Origin of the sequence: Pseudomonas citrullilanati, from assembly GCF_030580855.1 — a bacterium.
Taxonomy (GTDB): Bacteria; Pseudomonadota; Gammaproteobacteria; order Pseudomonadales; family Pseudomonadaceae; genus Aquipseudomonas; species Aquipseudomonas citrulli.
The window spans coordinates 187,340-206,233 of record NZ_JAUQOP010000006.1; the positions used below are offsets into that span (position 1 = coordinate 187,340).

An 18,894-nucleotide genomic window follows, 5' to 3' on the forward strand; every position below is an offset into this window, starting at 1 on the left:
CATTCGACCACACATTGCTGACGGGGTAACAGGGTAAAAAATCGCGGCCCGAGGCGGCCCCCAGGCTGCGATCTCCGGATTGTCAGTTCACCAGTGTCGCATCCAGGGTGATCTTGGCGTTCAGCACCTTGGAGACCGGGCAACCTTCCTTGGCCTTGTTGCTCAGCTCTTCGAATTGCTGCTGGCTGGCGCCGGGAATCTTGGCCTTGAGCGTCAGTTTCACCGCGGTGATCGCGAAACCGCCATCGACCTGGTCCAGGGTGACGTCGGCGTTGGTGTCGATGGCATCGGCCTTGAGCCCGGCTTCGCCGAGAATCATGGAAAACGCCATGGAGAAGCAGCCGGCATGGGCTGCGCCGATCAGTTCCTCGGGGTTGGTGCCCTTGCCGCCTTCGAAACGGGCCTTGAAGCCATAGGGTGCTTCGCGCAGCACACCGGTTTCGGTGGAGATGGAGCCGATACCGGTTTTCAGGTCACCTTCCCAATGAGCCGATGCCTTCTTAATGATAGCCATGTCTGCCTCCTCAAGATCCGGCGCGAGGGTTCGCGCCTGTGTTTTTGATTGCCAGGGTTGTGAGGATAGACCGGCCCAGAAAGTTCACCCTGTCGATTAGCCGACAAAATTAGTAGGAAATTTCATTGCTGCTATTGAAACTCGGGTATATGCCCACATTGCATGGAACACACCTTTTAGAAACGGCAGGCTTTCGCCCGTAGGAAAAGCCGGAACGCCGTTGGAGATCCCGGCCCATGAAACAGCTGTCCGAAGTGAAATTCTCAACCCTGGACCTTGTGCCCGTTCGTGCCGACGGCAACGCCGCCCAGTCCCTGCGCAATTCCCTGGACTTGGCGCAGCACGTGGAAAAATACGGCTACACCCGCTTCTGGGTGGCCGAACACCACAATATGGATGGCATCGCCAGTTCCGCGACGGCGGTGCTGCTGGGCTACCTGGCGGGAGGCACGTCGACCATTCGTGTCGGCTCCGGTGGGGTGATGCTGCCCAACCATGCGCCATTGATCATCGCTGAACAGTTTGGCACGTTGGAAAGCCTCTACCCCGGTCGAATCGATCTCGGCCTGGGCCGCGCGCCCGGTTCCGACCAGATGACGGCGCGGGCGCTGCGTCGCGAGCGCTCCGGCAGCGCCGACGATTTCCCTGACGACGTGGCCGAGCTGATGCGCTATCTCGGCCCGCGCACGCCGGAGCAACGCATCATCGCCATGCCGGGTACCGGGACCAACGTGCCGGTGTGGCTGTTGGGCTCCAGCCTGTTCAGCGCGCAATTGGCCGGCGAGCGTGGCTTGCCCTACGCCTTCGCCTCACATTTCGCACCGCGCTACATGCACGAGGCGATCCGTATCTATCGCAATCACTTCAAGCCGTCGGCGGTGCTCGACAAGCCTTACGTGATGCTCGGCGTGCCATTGGTGGCGGCGGACACGGATGAGCGGGCCGACTACCTGGCGACCTCGGTGTATCAGCGGATCCTGGCGCTGATGCGTGGACAGAGCCTGGTGCAGCGTCCACCGGTCGAATCCATGAACGGGCTCTGGTTGCCCCACGAAAAAGAAGCGGTGGGCGATTTCCTTGGCTTGGCCATGGTCGGCGGCCCGCAGAAGATTCGCGCCAGGCTGGAAGTGTTGATCGAGCAGACCCAGGCCGACGAGCTGATTTTCACCAGCGACCTGTATGAACATGCCGATCGCCTGCATTCGTATGAGCTGCTGGCGCAGGTCATGAAAGGCTGAATCGCGCCCATGAAAAAGCCGACGCAGTGCGTCGGCTTTTTCATGCCCGGCAAATTAACCGCGCTTGTAGGTAATCACCTTGGTCCCGCCCTCGCAGGTGCCGACGACTTTGGCGCCAGCCGCTGCGTCTTTTTCGACGATTTCAAGGGAATAGCCTGACACGCCCTTGGCATCCAGCTTCGCCGCGATTTCGCTTTTCAGCTCTTCGCAGGGCTTGCCGGCCGCAAATGCGCCACCCGCAAGGCTCAGCAAACCCGCGGCCACCATCAACTTTTTCATCGCTTGCACTCCTTGGTCGGATCAAATAGGGCAGGTATAGGAAATACGAGATACGCCGACAATAGCGCATCGCCAGTCCCTATGGCACTCCGCCAGCGCGCAAGTTCACTGCCTTCAACTGTTGGCGATGCGGAAACCGACCTTGATGGTCACTTGGAAGTGCGCGGCCCGGCCGTTTTCGATGTGTCCGCGGGTTTCCGTGACTTCAAACCATTCCAAGTGCTTGAGGCTTTTGCTGGCCTCGGCCAGGGCGTTGTTGATGGCGTCCTCGATACTGGTGGGAGACGAGCCCACCAGCTCGACTTTCTTGTACGTGTGATGATCAGTCATGACGTTCTCCTGTAGGGGTCTTTAACAGCCTAGCAGCGATTTTTCGCCTTACATGTGGCGCCGTTTGCCCGTGGAAAGTTCAGATTTACTGCACTTTCAGAAATGGCTGGAGTCCCAATTCAAACCACTCAACCACTGCAGGAGAGAGCCACCATGGCCAGCAATTCGTTACGTAAAGCCTCGTTGCAAAGCATGGAAGCGGAGATCGAGAGTCTGCTCAAGTCGTTGGAAAGCTTGAAGGACGACGCCTCTGATGAGTCGCGCAAGACCCTCAAGACGCTCAAGGCGAATGCCGAAAGTGCGTTGAAACATTCTCGGCACCTGCTCAGCGATGCGTATGAAGAGGTCAAGGTGAAAACCCGCGAAACCGGGCTCGCCACTCGCGACTACGCGCAGGAACACCCGTGGACCACGGCTGGCGTTGCCGTGGGCGCCATTGGCCTGCTGGCCGCTTACTTGTTGTGCAAGCGCGGCGACTGAGCCGCTTGGCCCAACTCGTGCCTGAGCCACTGGGCCAACTGCCGAGCACGCCCATCCGCGGCGCGCTTGGGTAGCCATAACGCCAGTCGCGCCGGGGTTTCACCGAAACCCCACGGCGCGACCAGCCGACCGGCGCGCACGTCCTCGGCCACCAGCGGCTCGGGGGCGATGGCGACGCCCAGTCCGGCGACAGCGGCCTCCAGCAAATAATACAAATGTTCAAAGCCTTGCCCGAATGTCAGTGACCCGGGTTCGAGGGCGTTTTGCCGTGCCCAGGTTGGCCACGCCTGGGGGCGGGACGTGGTGTGCAGCAAGGGTTCGTCCACCAACGCGCGGGCGGGGGCACTTTGCAGTCGGGCAAACCCGGCGTAGCGCGGGCTCATGACCGGGCCGATGCGTTCGCCCACCAGTTCATACACTTGCATGTCGGCCGGCCACGGCGGCTCGGCGAAGACCAGCAAGGCGTCCAGGCCCGGTCGCCGGGGGTCCAGGTCGCCTTCGCCGGCAGACAGGTGCAGGCGCAGGTCTGGCAGGTCGGCGTTGAGCCTGCCCAGGCGGGGGATGAACCAGCGTGCCAGCAGGCTGCCCGAGCAACCCAACACGAACGGGGCATCCGCCGTACTGTGGGTCAACTCGGCGCACACGTTACGCAGGCGTTCGAAGGCATCGCCACTGGCGTCCCGTAGGCGTACACCTGCATCTGTGAGTTTCAAGCCGCGCCCGTCCTTGACGAACAGGCTCACGCCCAGGTGTTCTTCCAATACTTTCAGCTGGCGACTGACCGCGCCATGGGTCACATGCAGTTGTTCCGCCGCCTGGCTTACGCTGTTCAGGCGGGCGGTGGCCTCGAACGCGCGCAAGGCGTTGAGCGGGGGGAGATCGTGGCTCATCTTATCTGTGAGTTTTCCTGACAGGTTGCAGCGATCTTATCGGTTTTCAGCGTCCAATGTCAGGGGTAGAGTGAGCCTCATTGACTCTCTTCATCTCTGCCTGGAGCGCCCCGATGACCCAGCCTACGACCCCTTTCAACCTGCGCAGTGGCCCTGATGCCAATGGCCTGTTCGGTGCATTCGGCGGCCGCTATGTAGCCGAAACCTTGATGCCGTTGATCCTGGACCTGGCTCGTGAATACGAGGCTGCGAAGGAAGATCCTGCATTTATTGAAGAGTTGGCCTACTTCCAGCGGGATTACGTCGGACGTCCGAGCCCGCTCTACTTCGCCGAGCGCCTGACCGAGTACTGCGGCGGCGCCAAGATCTATCTCAAGCGCGAAGAGCTGAACCACACGGGCGCCCACAAGATCAACAACTGCATCGGCCAGATCTTGCTGGCGCGGCGCATGGGTAAAAAACGCATCATCGCCGAGACCGGCGCCGGCATGCATGGCGTGGCGACTGCCACCGTGGCCGCGCGGTTCGGGCTCGATTGCGTGATCTACATGGGCACCACCGACATCGAACGCCAGCAGGCCAACGTGTTTCGCATGAAGCTGCTGGGCGCCGAAGTGATCCCGGTGGTCGCCGGCACAGGCACCCTGAAGGATGCCATGAACGAAGCGCTGCGCGATTGGGTCACCAACGTCGACAGCACGTTCTACCTGATCGGTACTGTCGCCGGCCCGCATCCGTATCCAGCCATGGTGCGCGACTTCCAGGCGGTGATCGGCAAGGAAACCCGCGATCAGTTGCAAGCCCAGGAAGGCCGCCTGCCGGACAGCCTGGTGGCATGCATCGGCGGCGGCTCCAATGCCATGGGCCTGTTTCACCCGTTCCTGGACGACAAGCGTGTCGACATCATCGGTGTCGAAGCCGCCGGCTATGGCATCGAGACCGGTAAACATGCCGCGAGCTTGAACGGCGGCGTCCCGGGTGTGCTGCACGGCAACCGCACCTTCCTGCTGCAGGACGACGACGGCCAGATCATCGACGCCCATTCGATTTCCGCTGGCCTCGATTATCCGGGTATCGGTCCGGAACATGCCTGGTTGCATGACATCGGACGCGTGCAGTACACCTCGGTCACCGACGCCGAAGCGTTGGAAGCCTTCCACAAGTGCTGCCGCCTGGAAGGGATCATTCCCGCGCTGGAGAGCGCCCACGCCTTGGCCGAAGTGTTCAAGCGCGCGCCCAACCTGCCCAAGGATCACCTGATGGTGGTCAACCTGTCCGGCCGCGGCGACAAAGACATGCAAACCGTGATGCACCACATGGAACAGTCCCAGCAGGAGAAACACTGATGAGCCGCCTGCAAACCCGCTTTGCCGAACTCAAGCAATCGAACCGCGCGGCCCTGGTGACGTTCGTCACGGCCGGCGACCCGGACTACGACACTTCGCTGGCGATCCTCAAGGGCCTGCCGGCGGCCGGTGCCGACGTGATCGAGCTGGGCATGCCGTTCACCGACCCGATGGCCGACGGCCCGGCGATCCAGTTGGCGAATATCCGTGCCTTGGGGGCCCGGCAGAACCTGGCGAAAACCTTGCAGATGGTGCGTGAGTTCCGCAAGGACAACAGCGAGACGCCGTTGGTACTGATGGGCTATTTCAACCCGATCCATCGCTATGGCGTGCAGCGCTTCATTGGCGAAGCGCTGGACTCCGGCGTTGACGGCCTGATCGTGGTCGACATGCCGCCCGAGCACAATGCCGAACTGTGCGAGCCGGCCCAGGCGGCCGGGTTGGACTTCATCCGACTGACGACGCCCACCACCGACGACGCGCGTCTGCCGACCGTGCTCAACGGCAGTTCGGGCTTCGTCTACTACGTATCGGTCGCGGGCGTGACCGGTGCTGGCGCCGCCACCCTGGAGCATGTCGAAGAAGCCGTGACCCGCTTGCGTCGCCATACCGACTTGCCCATCAGCATTGGCTTCGGCATCCGGACACCGGAACAGGCCGCGGCGATCGCACGGTTGGCCGATGGGGTGGTGGTCGGCTCGGCGCTGATCGACCATATCGCCAGCGCCGACACCCCGGAACAGGCGATCGATGGTGTGTTGAGCTTGTGTGCTGCGCTGGCGGAAGGCGTGCGTAACGCGCGCTGAGTGGCCTCGGCCGGCGGACACAAAAAAGGTTCGGAACCAGGTTCCGAACCTTTTTTGTTTGGCACAAGCTTGTCGTTATGGGCGAGAGGACGCCGTCAGGGCAACTCCAGGCCACCGCCGGCCTTGTGCAGCTTGCGCAGATGTTCGCCGATCGCCTTGACGTTGGCCTCGCTCGCCGCGATTTCGGCGGCGCGGCTTGGCTCCAGCAATGCGCGGACTTCCTTGTCCAGGTCTCCGGTGAGCGTCTGAAGTTGTTTCTGGCGCAGGCTGCTTTCCGATTCCAGGCGCTGCCACTCACTCGGTTGGGGTAATCCGTAGCCGCTGCTGCCCAACAACTCGGCGGGACGGCTCAGGAAACCGCTGTTGGCGAGGATCTGTTGCAGCGTGGCGTTCGCCCGTTCCATGCCGCCGTTCTGCAGTTCGCGGGCCCCGAGATAGCGCTGCTTGACCTCGTCCTGGGCCAACAGCAATTGCCGACGGTAACTGGCCTGTTCCAGCAACAGCAAGGCCGCGCTGGTGCGCAGATCGGCCTGCTCGAACCAGGCACGACGCTCCGCGGCATCCAGGGCCAGCCAGTCTTCCACGGTGGCTTGCTTGATCGGCAGGTACTTCTTCAGCACGTTGAACATCGCCTGGTAGCGCTCGCGGAACGAGTCGAAGCGGTAGCCCAGGCGCAAGGCTTCCTTGGGGTCGTCCAGCACGCTGGTGTCGGCCAGGCCCCGGCCCTTGAGCACCTCCAGCAAACCGTTGGGCATGATGCTGTCCAGCCCGGTGAGTTGCTTGTTGTTGCTGCCGCTGCGCAACAGTTTCAGGCTCTCCACCGCACAATTGTTGGACAGGAAGTAATAGTTGCCGTCGTAGCTCCAATGCATTTCGGCGGCGTGCTCGACGGTCTCCTCGATCTCGGTGCGCGACAGGTTCAGCGGCACCGACGCCAGGCTGCGCAGTTCGGTCTTGGTGTATTCATCGATCACCTGAGCCAGCGGCAGCACGAACAAGCGCGACGGGTATTTGCCCACCAGGCCATCCCAACTCGACAACTGCACATCGCCCACGAAAGCGCGATACGACAACACCAGGTGCTGGTCCAGATCCAGGCGGCAGTCGGGGCCACGAGGGCGGCCCGGTGCGCAGATCACTAGCCGCAGCATGCTGTGACCCCAGCGGCTGACCCAGTTCTGGTTGGCCTCGGCCAACAGATAATCGATGGCGTAGACCCGTTCCGGATCGACTTTGCCCAGGGGCGTCTTGGCGAAGTCATTGCCGGCATTGAGGAAGGCGAACGATTTGGCGCAGGTGTCCCTGGCGGCGGGGGCCCAGCCGAAATGTTCCTGGTAGTAGCGGTACAAGGCGGGGCGTCGGCAGGCGTAGCTGGGGTCCAGGAGAAAGTACTCCATGTTGACCGCGACGAATTCCTTGGGGCTGCTCGTTTCGTAGAGGTCCGGGCTGCGGGCGACCTGGCGGTTATGCTGCTCCCGTTCGCCGCGGCGGCCGACGTATTGTGGCCAGCCGGCGAGGTCCAGCAAGCGTGGATCATCGCTGAGGGTAAAGCGCCGGTCGTTCTGGCCCCGGCATTCGTCTGGAAGGCCGATCAGCCCGGCGCTGTCGTTGCGTCGGGTGCAGCGCTGGATCAGCGCGCGTTCGGCATCAGGCCATAGGCGTGAGCGGTCATAGATGTGGGTCAGTTCATGGAGCACCGTGGCGAGCATCTCGCGCCGCACCGTGCCATGGGGGCGGTGGGTCTTCTGTGTCGCGGCGCTGCCGTCGGTGAGGCTGTCGAGCAGGTTGCGGTTGAGGTCCAACTGCGACACCAGCGAAGCCTGGCCATAGGCGTTGGCGGGTATCTGGTCGGTCCAGCCGACATCGATGCGTCGGTCCAGGCGCTCGATGAAGCGCGGCGGAAGCGCTCGCATGGCTTCATCGAGCAATGCCTGGCTGGCCTGCTGTTGCGCGGGGTCAAGCCCTTCGGCGTTAAGGTGCAGATGCAGGCCGGCCTGGGCCGTGCTGCCCATGAGCAGCAAGACCCCGGCCGCCAGCCAGGCGGCGAACCGCCTCACAATGCGAGGATGGCTTCGGCGAGAACCTGGTCGCTGGCGTCACGCGCTTCCGGCACGCGGGTGCGCAAGGTGTCGAAGGCGGCCTCGAGATGGGCGCCACGGATCTCGCCATTGCTGGCGACGAAACTGGCGGCATCGTCGTGGGCCTCGCGGACGATTTTCGAATCGCGGATCGACGTCGTGGTGTCGGAAGTGAAATCGATCGTGCGCTGGGAAGCGCGAACGATGATGTTACTGGTGGCTACCAGGGTATGTGCCTGGGCCACATCGGCCAGTACCAGCAGGCCTAGGGCGGCAGCAATCAGCGGGCTACGCATGGAACGACTCCGGAAGATAAGGATGACTATTGGACGAGAATTGCTTGTGCCAGTTCAAGGTCGCTGAGGTGAAGTTTTGGTTGGGTCCGGCGCAGGTAGTCCAGGGCCGATTCCAGTCGCGCACCTCGCAACTGCCCGTCGCTGGCGACAAACGCCGCCGCGTCATCGTGAGCGGCGACAATCAGTTTATGGTCGAAGGGCGCAGAGGTCACCATGCTCGTGGCATAGCCGCTGACCACCACTTGCTGGGTGGACACATCGAAGGCATGGGCCGGAACAGACCACCAAGAAGCTACGAAGGCAATTGCGAAGAACAGATCTGGATAGAAACGCATGGGGCTCGACGGTAGAGGGTGAGCGTGAAGGCTAGCGCAAACCCCCAATCCAGAGCCAGCGTTGAAACATCCATCCCCCCTTCTGAGCCCGATGTTTCATGTTACCTCAGATGACCAGAATGGCCTGGGCCAACTGCGCGTCAGTGGCGTTCAACCGGGGGGCCTGTTGGCGGATGTAATCCAGGGCGCTTTCCAGCTTCACGCCGCGAATGACGCCTTCGCTGGCCACGAAGCTGGCGGCATCGTCACGGGCCGCCTGGACGATCTTGTTGTCCCGCAGCGACGAGGTGGCATCGGACGTAGCGTCGGAGGTGGCCTTGAGCGCGCCGACGATGGAGTCGGTCGTCACGATGAAACTGCTGGCGTTGGACTGGGTGGCCACGGCCAGCAAGGCCACTGCGCTGAGCAAACGAAGACGGGTCATGATGAAACTCCTTGGACATTGAGGTGATGCCGGTGCGTGTAGCTGAAAGAGCAGACGCTTGCTCGACTCGCTTCGCTACGTTTGCACCGATATTAAGACAGATCGAGTCGACTGACAGCCTTGGATACCGACCTTGTACGCTATGCGTAACTGTACTTGTTGATTGTGTGATTCTTTAAAACTGTTATACCCGCCGGCTTCGATCTTTTTAACGGCCCCAAAACGACAAGACCCGTCGTGGTTTCCCACGACGGGTCTTGTTTGTTCAATCTCGGTGCTGGCGATGGACCGAAAGGTCAGGGCCAGCGACGCTGAGTTAGCGCCAGAACGGCTTGCTCAACTCTTCGTAGCGTTGTGCTTCGCTGATACCGGCGTCAGCCAGCAGGCGCGAATCCAGACGGGCCAGTTGATGGCGGCTGGCGATACGGCGCTGCCACAGCATCAGGTTGGCAATAACGCGAAGAGGCAGGGAAGCCTTGTTTTTTGCAGCGTTGTCTTCGAAAAACAGCTCGGAACTGAGTGTACGTTCCATGGTTGACATCCTTCCGCTTGTGGCGGGATTAGGTAGTAATTTGACTGGTGCCCATGATCCTCTCGTTTGGCCAGTCTCTCTAGATACAGTTCACCTGTATTGTGAGAGACCAGTTAACTGTTAAAGAGCGGTGTACTGGTCGATATTGAGGCAACTGTACCTATTCGCCCTAAAGTGGTGCAATTTTAGCTAGCCGGAGCCTTTTTGTGAGAGAAGGCTGTCAGAAATCACCGGTACAGCAGTACAGTTTTATTCAAATTTGAGGCAAGTGGCGCTTCACGCATAAAACTGTAATCGCCCTCACGTGAATCCAACTGTGTCAAACCGCCAACATGCGACCGGTTTCTTCCAGGTTCATGTGCCAGCTCAGTGCATCACGAAGGATGTGCGGTGTATGACCGCCCAGCTTGCACGCCGCTTCGAAGTACTGGTTCAAGGCTTCTTTATAGGAAGGGTGCACGCATTTATCGATGACCACGCGCGCACGCTCCCTCGGCGCAAGGCCGCGCAGGTCGGCCAGGCCGATCTCGGTTACCAGGATGTCGACATCATGCTCGGTGTGGTCTACGTGGCTGACCATCGGCACGACACTGGAAATCGCGCCGCCCTTGGCAATCGATTTGGTGACGAAGATGGACAGGTGCGCGTTGCGGGCGAAATCCCCCGAACCGCCGATGCCGTTCATCATCCGCGTGCCACAGACGTGGGTAGAGTTGACGTTACCGTACAGGTCGAATTCCAGCGCAGTGTTGATGGCAATAATGCCGAGGCGACGCACCACTTCGGGATGGTTGGAAATTTCCTGCGGGCGCAATACCAGTTTGTCCTGATACTTTTCCAGGTTTCCGAACACATCGGCATTGCGACGACTCGACAGCGTAATGGAGCTGCCCGAGGCAAAGCTCAGTTTCCCGGCGTCGATCAGATCGAAGGTCGAGTCCTGCAGGACTTCGGAATACATGGTCAGGTCTTGGAATGGAGAGTCGATCAACCCGCACATCACCGCGTTGGCGATGTTGCCGATACCGGCCTGCAGCGGACCCAGCTTGTTGGTCAGGCGCCCCGCCGCAACTTCCTGTTTGAAGAATTCGATCAAGTGATCGGCAATGGCCTGGGTGTCGTTGTCCGGCGGCGTGACGGTCGATGGGGAGTCGCCCTGCTGGGTAATGACGATGGCGGCGATCTTCTCCGGCGGGATCGGGATCGCGGTGCTGCCGATGCGATCGTCGGCCTTCACCAGCGGTATCGGTGTGCGAGTCGGCCGATAGGTCGGGATATAGATGTCATGCAGCCCTTCCAGGTTCGGGTTGTGGGCCAGGTTGATTTCCACGATCACTTGCCGGGCAAAGATGGCGAAGCTGGCGGAGTTGCCTACCGACGTGGTCGGTACGATGTGGCCTTGCTCGGTGATGGCGACCGCCTCGATCACGGCAACATCGGGTAGCTTTAGCTGGGCATTGCGCAGTTGCTCGACGGTCTCCGAAAGATGCTGGTCGATGAACATCACTTTGCCTGCGTTGATCGCCTTGCGCAGGGTGCTATCGACTTGGAAGGGCATGCGTCGCGCCAGCACCCCGGCTTCGGTGAGCTCCTTGTCGAGGTCGTTCCCCAGGCTTGCACCGGTCATCAGGCTGATCTGCAGCGGAGTGATCCTGGCGCGTTCAGCCAGCGCGTGAGGTACCGCCTTCGCTTCGCCGGCTCGGGTGAAACCGCTCATGCCGACGGTCATGCCATCCTGGATCAACAGGGCGGCTTCGTCAGCGCTCATCACTTTATTCAACAACGAAGGCAGGCGGATGCGATCACGGTACATGGTCTGTTATCTCGGGCTGGAAGCAAGGAGTGCGCAGTCTAGTGAATTCGCGCCATGCCCGACCCGCTACAAAAGTCGCATTTAAGGCGTCTATTACGGGGGTTTCAGGCAAAACATTATTACCGGATCGGTAACATCGAGCCTTGATACAAATCAAAACGCCCCGACGAATCGGGGCGTTTTGATGAAGCAGGGGACGTTTACTCCACCGCTTTGACCATGTCTTCGATGACCTTCTTGGCGTCACCGAACACCATCATGGTCTTGTCCAGGTAGAACAGTTCGTTATCCAGGCCGGCGTAGCCGCTGGCCATGGAGCGCTTGTTGACGATGATGGTCTTGGCCTTGAACGCCTCGAGGATTGGCATGCCGGCGATTGGCGATTTCGGATCGTTCTTCGCCGCCGGGTTGACCACGTCGTTGGCGCCCAGCACCAGCACCACGTCGGCCTGGCCGAATTCGGAGTTGATGTCCTCCATCTCGAACACCTGATCGTAGGGCACCTCGGCCTCGGCCAGCAGTACGTTCATATGCCCAGGCATGCGACCCGCCACGGGGTGGATCGCGTATTTCACCGTCACGCCGTGGTGGGTCAGCTTCTCGGTCAGCTCCTTCAGCGCGTGTTGGGCGCGCGCCACCGCCAGGCCATAGCCTGGCACGATGATGACCGTGTCGGCATTGGTCAGCAGGAACGTCGCATCGTCAGCCGAGCCGGATTTCACCGGACGGGCCTCTTGCGAACCGGCTGGGCCTGCCGCATCGGCGCTGTTGCCGAAGCCGCCCAGCAGTACGTTGAAGAACGAGCGATTCATGGCCTTGCACATGATGTACGACAGGATCGCGCCCGACGAACCCACCAGGGAACCGGCGATGATCAGCATCGAGTTGTTCAGCGAGAAACCGATGCCTGCCGCGGCCCAGCCCGAATAGCTGTTGAGCATCGATACCACCACCGGCATGTCGGCGCCGCCGATCGGGATGATGATCAGCACGCCGAGCACGAACGCCAGGGCCAGCATCAGGGCGAACGCGCCCAGGTTGCCGGTGAACATGAAGGTCAAGCCCAGGCCCAACGTGGCCAGGCCGAGGATCAGGTTGAGCTTGTGCTGGCCGCCGAACTGTACGGGTGCGCCCTGGAACAGGCGGAACTTGTACTTGCCGGACAGCTTGCCAAAGGCGATCACCGAGCCGGAGAAGGTGATGGCGCCGATCGCCGCGCCGAGGAACAGCTCCAGGCGGTTGCCGGCCGGAATCGAATCGCCCAACTGCTTGACGATGCCCAAGGACTGCGGCTCGACGACAGCGGCGATGGCGATGAACACCGCCGCCAGGCCGATCATGCTGTGCATGAAGGCGACCAGTTCCGGCATCTTGGTCATCTCGACCCGCTTGGCCATGATTGAACCGGCCGTGCCGCCGACCAGCAGGCCGACGATGACATAACCGATGCCGGCAGTTGCGAGCTCCGCACCCAACTTATAGATGAGGCCCACGGTCGTGAGTACCGCCAGCGCCATGCCGAGCATGCCGAACAGGTTGCCGCGACGGGACGTGGTCGGGTGCGACAGGCCCTTGAGGGCCTGGATGAAGCAGATCGACGCGATCAGGTAGAGCGTCGTAACCAGGTTCATGCTCATTACTTGGGCGCCTCTTCTTTTACGGCTTTCGGGGCTTTTTTCTTGAACATCTCAAGCATGCGACGCGTCACCAGGAAGCCACCGAACACGTTCACGGCGGCCAGGGCCACGGCGAGGGTACCCATGGTCTTGCCCAGGGGGGTGATGGTCAGCGCGGCGGCGAGCATGGCACCGACGATCACGATGGCCGAAATGGCGTTGGTCACTGCCATCAATGGCGTGTGCAGTGCAGGCGTGACGTTCCAGACCACGTGGTAGCCGACATAAATAGCCAGCACGAAGATGATCAGGTTGTAGATACCGGGGGAGATGAGCTCTTCCATTGTCTGAATCCCTGCTTAGGCGTTTTTGCGGATGACCTGGCCGTCGCGGCACATCAGGCACGCGGCGACGATGTCGTCTTCCAGGTTCACGTCGAACTGACCTTCCTTGGTGAAGACCAGCTTCAGGAAGTCCAGCAGGTTGCGGGCGTACAGCGCCGAGGCGTCAGCGGCGACCTCACCGGCCAGGTTGGTCGGGCCGACGATGGTCACGCCGTGCTCGACCACGACTTGATCGGCCACGGTCAGCGGGCAGTTGCCGCCTTGTGCCGCGGCAAGGTCGATGACCACCGAGCCGGGTTTCATCTGCGCGACGGTTTCGGCGCTCAACAGGGTTGGTGCCTTGCGGCCCGGGATCAGCGCGGTGGTGATGACGATATCCGCCTGCTTGGCGCGCTCGTGCACGGCTTGTGCCTGGCGCTGCATCCAACTGGCCGGCATCGGCCGGGCATAACCGCCCACGCCCACGGCGCACTCGCGCTCCTCATCGGTTTCATAAGGCACATCGACGAACTTGGCGCCAAGGGATTCGATTTGTTCCTTCACTGCCGGACGTACATCCGACGCCTCGATCACCGCGCCCAGGCGCTTGGCGGTGGCAATCGCCTGCAACCCGGCGACACCGGCGCCGAGAATCAGCACGCGCGCCGCCTTCACGGTGCCCGCCGCCGTCATCAGCATCGGCATGAAGCGCGGGTAGTAGTGGGCGGCCAGCAGCACAGCCTTGTAGCCGGCGATGTTCGCTTGCGACGACAGCACATCCAGGCTCTGCGCACGGGAGGTGCGCGGCGCGGCCTCGAGGGCGAACGCGGTAAGGCCGCATTCGGCCAGCTTGGCGATGGTGTCGTTGTTGAACGGGTTGAGCATGCCCACCAGGACGGTGCCACGCTTGATCAATGCCAGCTCGCTGTCGCTGGGAGCGACTACCTTGAGAATCAGCTCGGCGCCGAACGCTTCACTGGCACTGCCAATGGTGGCGCCCGCTGCCTCATAGGCACTGTCGATGACGCTGGCCTTGAGGCCGGCGCCGCTTTGGACAGTGACTTTATGACCTTGGCCGATCAGCTTCTTGATGGTTTCCGGGGTAGCAGCAACCCGTGTTTCACCCGGTTGGGTTTCGAGGGGAACACCAATGTGCACGTCAAATCTCCTGCGTGATCTTATTGAGTAAACCCATGCACTTCGGATGGTGCGGCTGGGGCGGCGGATCAGCACGACCCCACTGATTCAGGCGGGGCGCGGCATTTTGCAGGCGAAAATTCAGGCCTTCAAGGGATTATGACGCGTGACGGAAAATTAACTACAAGTCACCCTGTGACCGAATGTCGCAAGTGACCCTGGAAGAACCTCTGAAACCCTTGTCATGGAAGGCTTCCCTGGGTTTTCCAAGGTTTTATCATGGCTCAGGTGCATATACGTTCGTGAATATGACGATATGGCTCAAAGCCACGTATTCAGACGCTTTCGAGACTACCGTACTGATTTCTAACAGATTGACTGAAAGCGACAAAAACTTATATCTGTAGCGCTTTTGATTAGCTTACTACCAGAGTCGGTTATGGTTTTATGGCTATTTTTCAAGGTGATAATCCCTGGCCTGGCTCACCAACCAGTCTCGAAAAGCCCGAAGGGAAGCCGACTCGACCTTTCGCTCCGGGATCATCAGGTAATAAGCCTTGATGCTCGACAGTGCGTTGGGGTTGGCAACCACCAGGCGCTTCTCCGCCAATTCCCGTTGGATCAGGAACGGCGGGATCAGGGCAATACCCATGTCGTGCATGGCTGCCTGGGCCAGCATGGAGAATAGTTCATAGCGAGGGCCTGTCAGGTCGCGAGCGATGTTCAGGTTCTGGGCGTTGAACCACTGGCGCCACGCGTAAGGACGAGTGGTCTGCTGGAGCAGCGGAAGTTCGGCGATTGCCTCGGGCGTCAGGCCTTTGCCGCCGTCCAGTAGGGCGGGGCTGCAGACCGGCATCGGATTTTCGCCCATCAGCTTGTGGAATTCGGTTCCGGACCAATCCGCGTCGCCGAAATAGATGGCCGCATCGAATTCTGTGTCCGCAAAGAGGAAGGGCCGTGTGCGGTTCGTCAGGTTGACCGTGACCTCGGGGTGTTGCTGCTGGAAATCCTTCAAGCGGGGCAATAGCCATTGGGTGCCGAATGTCGGAACCACCGCCAGTTCGATCACGTTTGCACCGGTGTGCCCCATGACCGAAAGGGTATCTCGCTCGACGGCATCCAATTGAGCGGCCACTCGACGGCTGTAGGAAAGGCCCGCCTCGGTCAGCTTGACGCCTCGACGGGAGCGTCGGAAAAGCTCGACGCTGAGAAAATCTTCGAGGCCGGCGATCTGTCGACAGATGGCGCCTTGAGTAAGGGAAAGCTCCTGCGCGGCCTTGGTGAAGCTCTCATGCCGGGCGGCGGCCTCGAAGCTGATCAGGGCGGCGGTGCTGGGGATTTTGCGACGCATGTACGACTACCTCACACATTGCCGTTGTAAATAGGGCGTACGGCATTTACGGAGTGAGAAATTAGCACAAGAGGATGCGTAATCCTCGTTTGCCCTTGTGGGAAAGCGCGCCTAGGATCAATCCACGATTTTTCATCTCATTGGCGAGGACTCTTTCATGGCCGGTAAAGCGAGCTTCAACTGGATCGATCCCTTGTTGCTGGACCAGCAGCTCACCGAAGAAGAGCGCATGATCCGTGACACTGCTGAGCAGTTTGCCCAGCAGAAGCTGGCGCCGCGCGTGCTGGAGGCGTTCCGTCATGAAAAGACCGACCCGGCGATCTTCCGCGAAATGGGTGAAGTGGGTCTCCTGGGTGCAACCATTCCCGAGCAGTACGGCGGCAGTGGTCTGAACTACGTCAGCTACGGCCTGATTGCGCGTGAAGTAGAGCGCGTCGATTCCGGCTACCGCTCAATGATGAGCGTCCAATCCTCCCTGGTCATGGTTCCAATCAATGAGTTTGGCAGCGAGGCGCAGAAGCAGAAGTACTTGCCCAAGCTGGCGTCTGGCGAATGGATCGGCTGCTTTGGCCTGACCGAGCCAAACCATGGCTCCGATCCGGGCGCAATGATTACTCGTGCACGCAAGGTGGAAGGCGGCTACAGCCTGACCGGCAGCAAGATGTGGATCACCAACAGCCCGATCGCCGACGTGTTTGTCGTCTGGGGTAAGGATGATGCGGGTGACATCCGTGGCTTCGTGCTGGAGAAGGGCTGGAAAGGACTGAGCGCGCCAGCCATCCATGGCAAGGTGGGATTGCGTGCGTCGATCACTGGCGAGATCGTCATGGACAACGTGTTTGTCCCTGAAGAGAACATCTTCCCGGACGTGCGTGGTCTGAAGGGGCCGTTCACCTGCCTTAACTCCGCACGCTACGGCATCTCCTGGGGCGCAGTGGGTGCCGCTGAATTCTGCTGGCATACCGCTCGTCAATACACGCTGGATCGCCAGCAGTTTGGTCGCCCTCTGGCGGCCAATCAGTTGATCCAGAAAAAGCTGGCCGACATGCAGACGGAGATCACGCTGGCCTTGCAGGGCTGCCTGCGCCTGGGACGCATGAAGGACGAAGGTTCGGCAGCGGTCGAGATTACGTCGATCATGAAGCGCAATTCCTGCGGTAAATCCCTGGATATCGCCCGCATGGCGCGGGACATGCTGGGTGGCAACGGTATTTCCGATGAGTTCGGCATCGCCCGTCACCTGGTGAACCTGGAAGTCGTAAACACCTATGAAGGCACGCACGACGTTCATGCGCTGATCCTGGGTCGCGCGCAGACCGGCATCCAGGCGTTCTATTAATAGGAGAAGGGCCATGGGCGCGCTGTCGCATCTGCGGGTACTGGACTTATCGAGGGTATTGGCCGGTCCATGGGCCGGACAGATCCTGGCGGACCTGGGAGCGGAGGTCATCAAGGTCGAGCGCCCGGGTAATGGTGACGATACCCGAGCCTGGGGGCCGCCGTTCCTGAAGGATTCGGCGGGTGAAAATACGACCGAGGCGGCTTATTACCTGTCGGCCAACCGTAACAAGCAGTCGGTGACGATCGACTTCACGCGTCCGGAAGGGCAGCGGTTGGTGCGCGAGCTCGCGGCCAAGTCCGATATCCTGATCGAGAATTTCAAGGTGGGCGGGCTGGCGGCTTATGGCCTGGACTACGACTCGCTGAAGGCGATCAATCCGCAATTGATCTACTGCTCGATCACCGGGTTTGGCCAGACCGGTCCCTATGCCAAGCGTGCCGGGTATGACTTCATGATCCAAGGGCTCGGCGGCCTGATGAGTCTGACCGGGCGGCCTGAGGGCGATGAGGGTGCTGGGCCGGTGAAGGTCGGGGTTGCGCTGACCGATATCCTCACGGGCCTGTATTCGACCGTGGCCATTTTAGCGGCGCTCGCCCATCGTGATCAGGCGGGCGGCGGACAGCACATTGATATGGCCTTGCTCGACGTCCAGGTGGCCTGTCTGGCCAACCAGGCAATGAACTACCTGACCACGGGACAGGCGCCAAGACGGTTGGGCAATGCTCATCCAAACATCGTGCCTTATCAGGATTTTCCTACGGCTGATGGCGACTTCATCCTTACCGTGGGTAATGACGGCCAGTTCCGCAAATTCGCTGAAGTTGCGGGGCAGCCACAGTGGGCAGACGATCCGCGGTTTGCGACAAATAAACTGCGGGTGGCGAACCGGGCGGTATTGATCCCCTTGATTCGCCAGGCCACGGTGTTCAAGACCACGGCGCAATGGGTTGCGCAGTTGGAACAGGCCGGGGTGCCGTGCGGGCCGATCAATGATCTGGCCCAGGTATTCGCTGATCCACAGGTACAGGCCCGGGGGCTGGCAGTGGAGTTGCCTCACGCGCTGGCTGGCAAAGTGCCCCAAGTGGCCAGCCCGATTCGTTTGTCCAAGACCCCCGTTGAATACCGCAGCGCGCCGCCTTTGCTGGGGGAGCATACCCACGAGGCGCTCCGGCGAGTGTTGGGTATGGACGATGCTGCAGTGGAAGCGCTCCGGCAGGCTGGCATTCTCTGATGACGCCTCTTATATAGAAGCGCTTCCACAGGAGCTTTACGGCTTCACTTAACTTATTGATAGGAAAGTGAAATTAACTGTTGACGGCAGATTCCAGACGTCTATAATTCGCCCCACTTCCGGCGCAGTCGAAACGAAAAACTCCTTGAGTTTCAATGAGTTAGACGATTTTCGGCAGCGCAGGGCTTCAGTTCATCGAAGTCCGGAAGCGCTAAAAAGAGGTGTTGACAGCAGCGAACAACGCTGTAGAATTCGCCTCCCGCTAACGAGAGATCGGAGGCGCAAGTGGTTGAAGTTGTTGATGTTTCCCGAGGGAAACTTTGAAAAACTTCTAAAATAACCGCTTGACAGCAACATCAGGCGCTGTAGAATGCGCGCCTCGGTTGAGACGAAAGAATCAACCACCGCTCTTTAACAACTGAATCAAGCAATTCGTGTGGGTGCTTGTGGAGTCAGACTGCTAGTCAACAGATTATCAGCATCACAAGTTACTCCGCGAGAAATCAAAGATGTAACCAACGATTGCTGAGCCA

The 18,894-nt window shown here is 60.5% G+C and carries 20 protein-coding genes; 6 read left to right on the forward strand and 14 right to left on the reverse strand.

The genetic code is table 11. From position 1 onward, the window contains the following. Positions 1 to 82 precede the first annotated feature (82 nt). A complete protein-coding gene (locus tag Q6A48_RS07365) occupies positions 83 to 514 on the reverse strand; it encodes an OsmC family protein (RefSeq protein ID WP_304553049.1) in 432 nt (143 codons plus the stop codon). 236 nt (positions 515 to 750) lie between these two features. On the opposite strand from Q6A48_RS07365, the gene Q6A48_RS07370 reads away from it, so the two are divergent. After that, positions 751 to 1,752 (forward strand): LLM class flavin-dependent oxidoreductase, encoded by a 1,002-nt coding sequence (locus Q6A48_RS07370; protein ID WP_304553051.1) that lies wholly within the window; start codon positions 751 to 753, stop codon positions 1,750 to 1,752. A 54-nt stretch (positions 1,753 to 1,806) separates the two neighbouring features. On the opposite strand, the gene Q6A48_RS07375 is transcribed toward Q6A48_RS07370, so the two are convergent. Beyond that, positions 1,807 to 2,031: a DUF1161 domain-containing protein gene (locus tag Q6A48_RS07375; protein ID WP_304553052.1), complete on the reverse strand. Its 225-nt coding sequence runs from the start codon at positions 2,029 to 2,031 to the stop codon at positions 1,807 to 1,809. 114 nt (positions 2,032 to 2,145) lie between these two features. Beyond that, complete coding sequence (locus tag Q6A48_RS07380) at positions 2,146 to 2,361, reverse strand: dodecin (RefSeq protein WP_042730551.1); 216 nt, start codon at positions 2,359 to 2,361, stop codon at positions 2,146 to 2,148. Positions 2,362 to 2,514: 153 nt separating this feature from the next. On the opposite strand from Q6A48_RS07380, the gene Q6A48_RS07385 reads away from it, so the two are divergent. Beyond that, positions 2,515 to 2,841: an ElaB/YgaM/YqjD family protein gene (locus tag Q6A48_RS07385; RefSeq protein WP_042730550.1), complete on the forward strand. Its 327-nt coding sequence runs from the start codon at positions 2,515 to 2,517 to the stop codon at positions 2,839 to 2,841. On the opposite strand, the gene Q6A48_RS07390 is transcribed toward Q6A48_RS07385, so the two are convergent. Continuing rightward, positions 2,814 to 3,731: a LysR family transcriptional regulator gene (locus Q6A48_RS07390; RefSeq protein WP_304553054.1), complete on the reverse strand. Its 918-nt coding sequence runs from the start codon at positions 3,729 to 3,731 to the stop codon at positions 2,814 to 2,816. The two genes, Q6A48_RS07385 and Q6A48_RS07390, sit on opposite strands and share 28 nt — an antisense overlap. A gap of 113 nt (positions 3,732 to 3,844) precedes the next feature. On the opposite strand from Q6A48_RS07390, the gene trpB reads away from it, so the two are divergent. Next, positions 3,845 to 5,077: a tryptophan synthase subunit beta gene (gene trpB / locus Q6A48_RS07395; protein ID WP_304553055.1), complete on the forward strand. Its 1,233-nt coding sequence runs from the start codon at positions 3,845 to 3,847 to the stop codon at positions 5,075 to 5,077. After that, positions 5,077 to 5,883 carry a tryptophan synthase subunit alpha gene (gene trpA, locus Q6A48_RS07400; protein ID WP_304553056.1) on the forward strand — a complete coding sequence of 269 codons (807 nt, stop codon included), beginning with the start codon at positions 5,077 to 5,079 and terminating at the stop codon, positions 5,881 to 5,883. Before trpB ends, trpA begins: the two co-directional genes overlap by 1 nt. A gap of 95 nt (positions 5,884 to 5,978) precedes the next feature. On the opposite strand, the gene Q6A48_RS07405 is transcribed toward trpA, so the two are convergent. The 10 genes from Q6A48_RS07405 to Q6A48_RS07450 all read right to left on the reverse strand — a co-directional run bounded on the left by Q6A48_RS07405 (position 5,979) and on the right by Q6A48_RS07450 (position 15,788). Next, the gene (locus Q6A48_RS07405; protein ID WP_304553057.1) at positions 5,979 to 7,940 is read right to left on the reverse strand and encodes a DUF7844 domain-containing protein; all 1,962 of its coding nucleotides are present in this window, start codon (positions 7,938 to 7,940) and stop codon (positions 5,979 to 5,981) included. Further along, on the reverse strand, positions 7,937 to 8,257 hold the full coding sequence (locus Q6A48_RS07410) for a DUF2388 domain-containing protein (RefSeq protein WP_003187020.1): 321 nt from the start codon (positions 8,255 to 8,257) through the stop codon (positions 7,937 to 7,939). The genes Q6A48_RS07405 and Q6A48_RS07410 overlap by 4 nt, the downstream gene beginning before the upstream one ends. 26 nt (positions 8,258 to 8,283) lie before the next feature. After that, a complete protein-coding gene (locus Q6A48_RS07415; protein WP_304553058.1) occupies positions 8,284 to 8,592 on the reverse strand; it encodes a DUF2388 domain-containing protein in 309 nt (102 codons plus the stop codon). Positions 8,593 to 8,698: 106 nt separating this feature from the next. After that, complete coding sequence (locus Q6A48_RS07420) at positions 8,699 to 9,016, reverse strand: DUF2388 domain-containing protein (protein ID WP_304553059.1); 318 nt, start codon at positions 9,014 to 9,016, stop codon at positions 8,699 to 8,701. 316 nt (positions 9,017 to 9,332) lie between these two features. Then, positions 9,333 to 9,548, reverse strand: coding sequence for a DUF1127 domain-containing protein (locus Q6A48_RS07425; protein WP_304553060.1), 216 nt, complete (start codon positions 9,546 to 9,548; stop codon positions 9,333 to 9,335). A 319-nt stretch (positions 9,549 to 9,867) separates the two neighbouring features. Beyond that, entirely contained in the window at positions 9,868 to 11,361 is a 1,494-nt protein-coding gene (gene scpC / locus Q6A48_RS07430; RefSeq protein WP_304553061.1) for a succinyl-CoA:acetate CoA-transferase ScpC, read from the reverse strand. Between the two features lie 200 nt (positions 11,362 to 11,561). Continuing rightward, complete coding sequence (locus Q6A48_RS07435) at positions 11,562 to 12,998, reverse strand: NAD(P)(+) transhydrogenase (Re/Si-specific) subunit beta (RefSeq protein ID WP_304553062.1); 1,437 nt, start codon at positions 12,996 to 12,998, stop codon at positions 11,562 to 11,564. Then, a complete protein-coding gene (locus Q6A48_RS07440; RefSeq protein ID WP_181288346.1) occupies positions 12,998 to 13,321 on the reverse strand; it encodes an NAD(P) transhydrogenase subunit alpha part 2 in 324 nt (107 codons plus the stop codon). The genes Q6A48_RS07435 and Q6A48_RS07440 overlap by 1 nt, the downstream gene beginning before the upstream one ends. A gap of 15 nt (positions 13,322 to 13,336) precedes the next feature. Next, the gene (locus Q6A48_RS07445) at positions 13,337 to 14,458 is read right to left on the reverse strand and encodes a Re/Si-specific NAD(P)(+) transhydrogenase subunit alpha (RefSeq protein ID WP_304553063.1); all 1,122 of its coding nucleotides are present in this window, start codon (positions 14,456 to 14,458) and stop codon (positions 13,337 to 13,339) included. A 430-nt stretch (positions 14,459 to 14,888) separates the two neighbouring features. Further along, positions 14,889 to 15,788 (reverse strand): LysR family transcriptional regulator, encoded by a 900-nt coding sequence (locus Q6A48_RS07450; protein WP_304553065.1) that lies wholly within the window; start codon positions 15,786 to 15,788, stop codon positions 14,889 to 14,891. Between the two features lie 157 nt (positions 15,789 to 15,945). Between Q6A48_RS07450 and Q6A48_RS07455 the strand changes: the two genes are divergently transcribed. Both Q6A48_RS07455 and Q6A48_RS07460 read left to right on the forward strand, forming a co-directional pair. Then, positions 15,946 to 17,127, forward strand: a complete 1,182-nt coding sequence (locus Q6A48_RS07455) for an acyl-CoA dehydrogenase (protein ID WP_304553067.1) — start codon at positions 15,946 to 15,948, stop codon at positions 17,125 to 17,127. 13 nt (positions 17,128 to 17,140) lie between these two features. Then, a complete protein-coding gene (locus Q6A48_RS07460; protein WP_304553069.1) occupies positions 17,141 to 18,361 on the forward strand; it encodes a CaiB/BaiF CoA transferase family protein in 1,221 nt (406 codons plus the stop codon). The last annotated feature ends 533 nt before the right edge of the window (positions 18,362 to 18,894 follow it).

Bases quoted from the DNA above. Each gene is read 5' to 3' on its own strand.
- Q6A48_RS07365 (WP_304553049.1), bottom strand. From the start codon at position 514: ATGGCTATCATTAAGAAGGCATCGGCTCATTGGGAAGGTGACCTGAAA.
- Q6A48_RS07370 (WP_304553051.1), top strand. From the start codon at position 751: ATGAAACAGCTGTCCGAAGTGAAATTCTCAACCCTGGACCTTGTGCCC.
- Q6A48_RS07375 (WP_304553052.1), bottom strand. From the start codon at position 2,031: ATGAAAAAGTTGATGGTGGCCGCGGGTTTGCTGAGCCTTGCGGGTGGC.
- Q6A48_RS07380 (WP_042730551.1), bottom strand. From the start codon at position 2,361: ATGACTGATCATCACACGTACAAGAAAGTCGAGCTGGTGGGCTCGTCT.
- Q6A48_RS07385 (WP_042730550.1), top strand. From the start codon at position 2,515: ATGGCCAGCAATTCGTTACGTAAAGCCTCGTTGCAAAGCATGGAAGCG.
- Q6A48_RS07390 (WP_304553054.1), bottom strand. From the start codon at position 3,731: ATGAGCCACGATCTCCCCCCGCTCAACGCCTTGCGCGCGTTCGAGGCC.
- trpB (WP_304553055.1), top strand. From the start codon at position 3,845: ATGACCCAGCCTACGACCCCTTTCAACCTGCGCAGTGGCCCTGATGCC.
- trpA (WP_304553056.1), top strand. From the start codon at position 5,077: ATGAGCCGCCTGCAAACCCGCTTTGCCGAACTCAAGCAATCGAACCGC.
- Q6A48_RS07410 (WP_003187020.1), bottom strand. From the start codon at position 8,257: ATGCGTAGCCCGCTGATTGCTGCCGCCCTAGGCCTGCTGGTACTGGCC.
- Q6A48_RS07415 (WP_304553058.1), bottom strand. From the start codon at position 8,592: ATGCGTTTCTATCCAGATCTGTTCTTCGCAATTGCCTTCGTAGCTTCT.
- Q6A48_RS07420 (WP_304553059.1), bottom strand. From the start codon at position 9,016: ATGACCCGTCTTCGTTTGCTCAGCGCAGTGGCCTTGCTGGCCGTGGCC.
- Q6A48_RS07425 (WP_304553060.1), bottom strand. From the start codon at position 9,548: ATGGAACGTACACTCAGTTCCGAGCTGTTTTTCGAAGACAACGCTGCA.
- scpC (WP_304553061.1), bottom strand. From the start codon at position 11,361: ATGTACCGTGATCGCATCCGCCTGCCTTCGTTGTTGAATAAAGTGATG.
- Q6A48_RS07435 (WP_304553062.1), bottom strand. From the start codon at position 12,998: ATGAGCATGAACCTGGTTACGACGCTCTACCTGATCGCGTCGATCTGC.
- Q6A48_RS07440 (WP_181288346.1), bottom strand. From the start codon at position 13,321: ATGGAAGAGCTCATCTCCCCCGGTATCTACAACCTGATCATCTTCGTG.
- Q6A48_RS07450 (WP_304553065.1), bottom strand. From the start codon at position 15,788: ATGCGTCGCAAAATCCCCAGCACCGCCGCCCTGATCAGCTTCGAGGCC.
- Q6A48_RS07455 (WP_304553067.1), top strand. From the start codon at position 15,946: ATGGCCGGTAAAGCGAGCTTCAACTGGATCGATCCCTTGTTGCTGGAC.
- Q6A48_RS07460 (WP_304553069.1), top strand. From the start codon at position 17,141: ATGGGCGCGCTGTCGCATCTGCGGGTACTGGACTTATCGAGGGTATTG.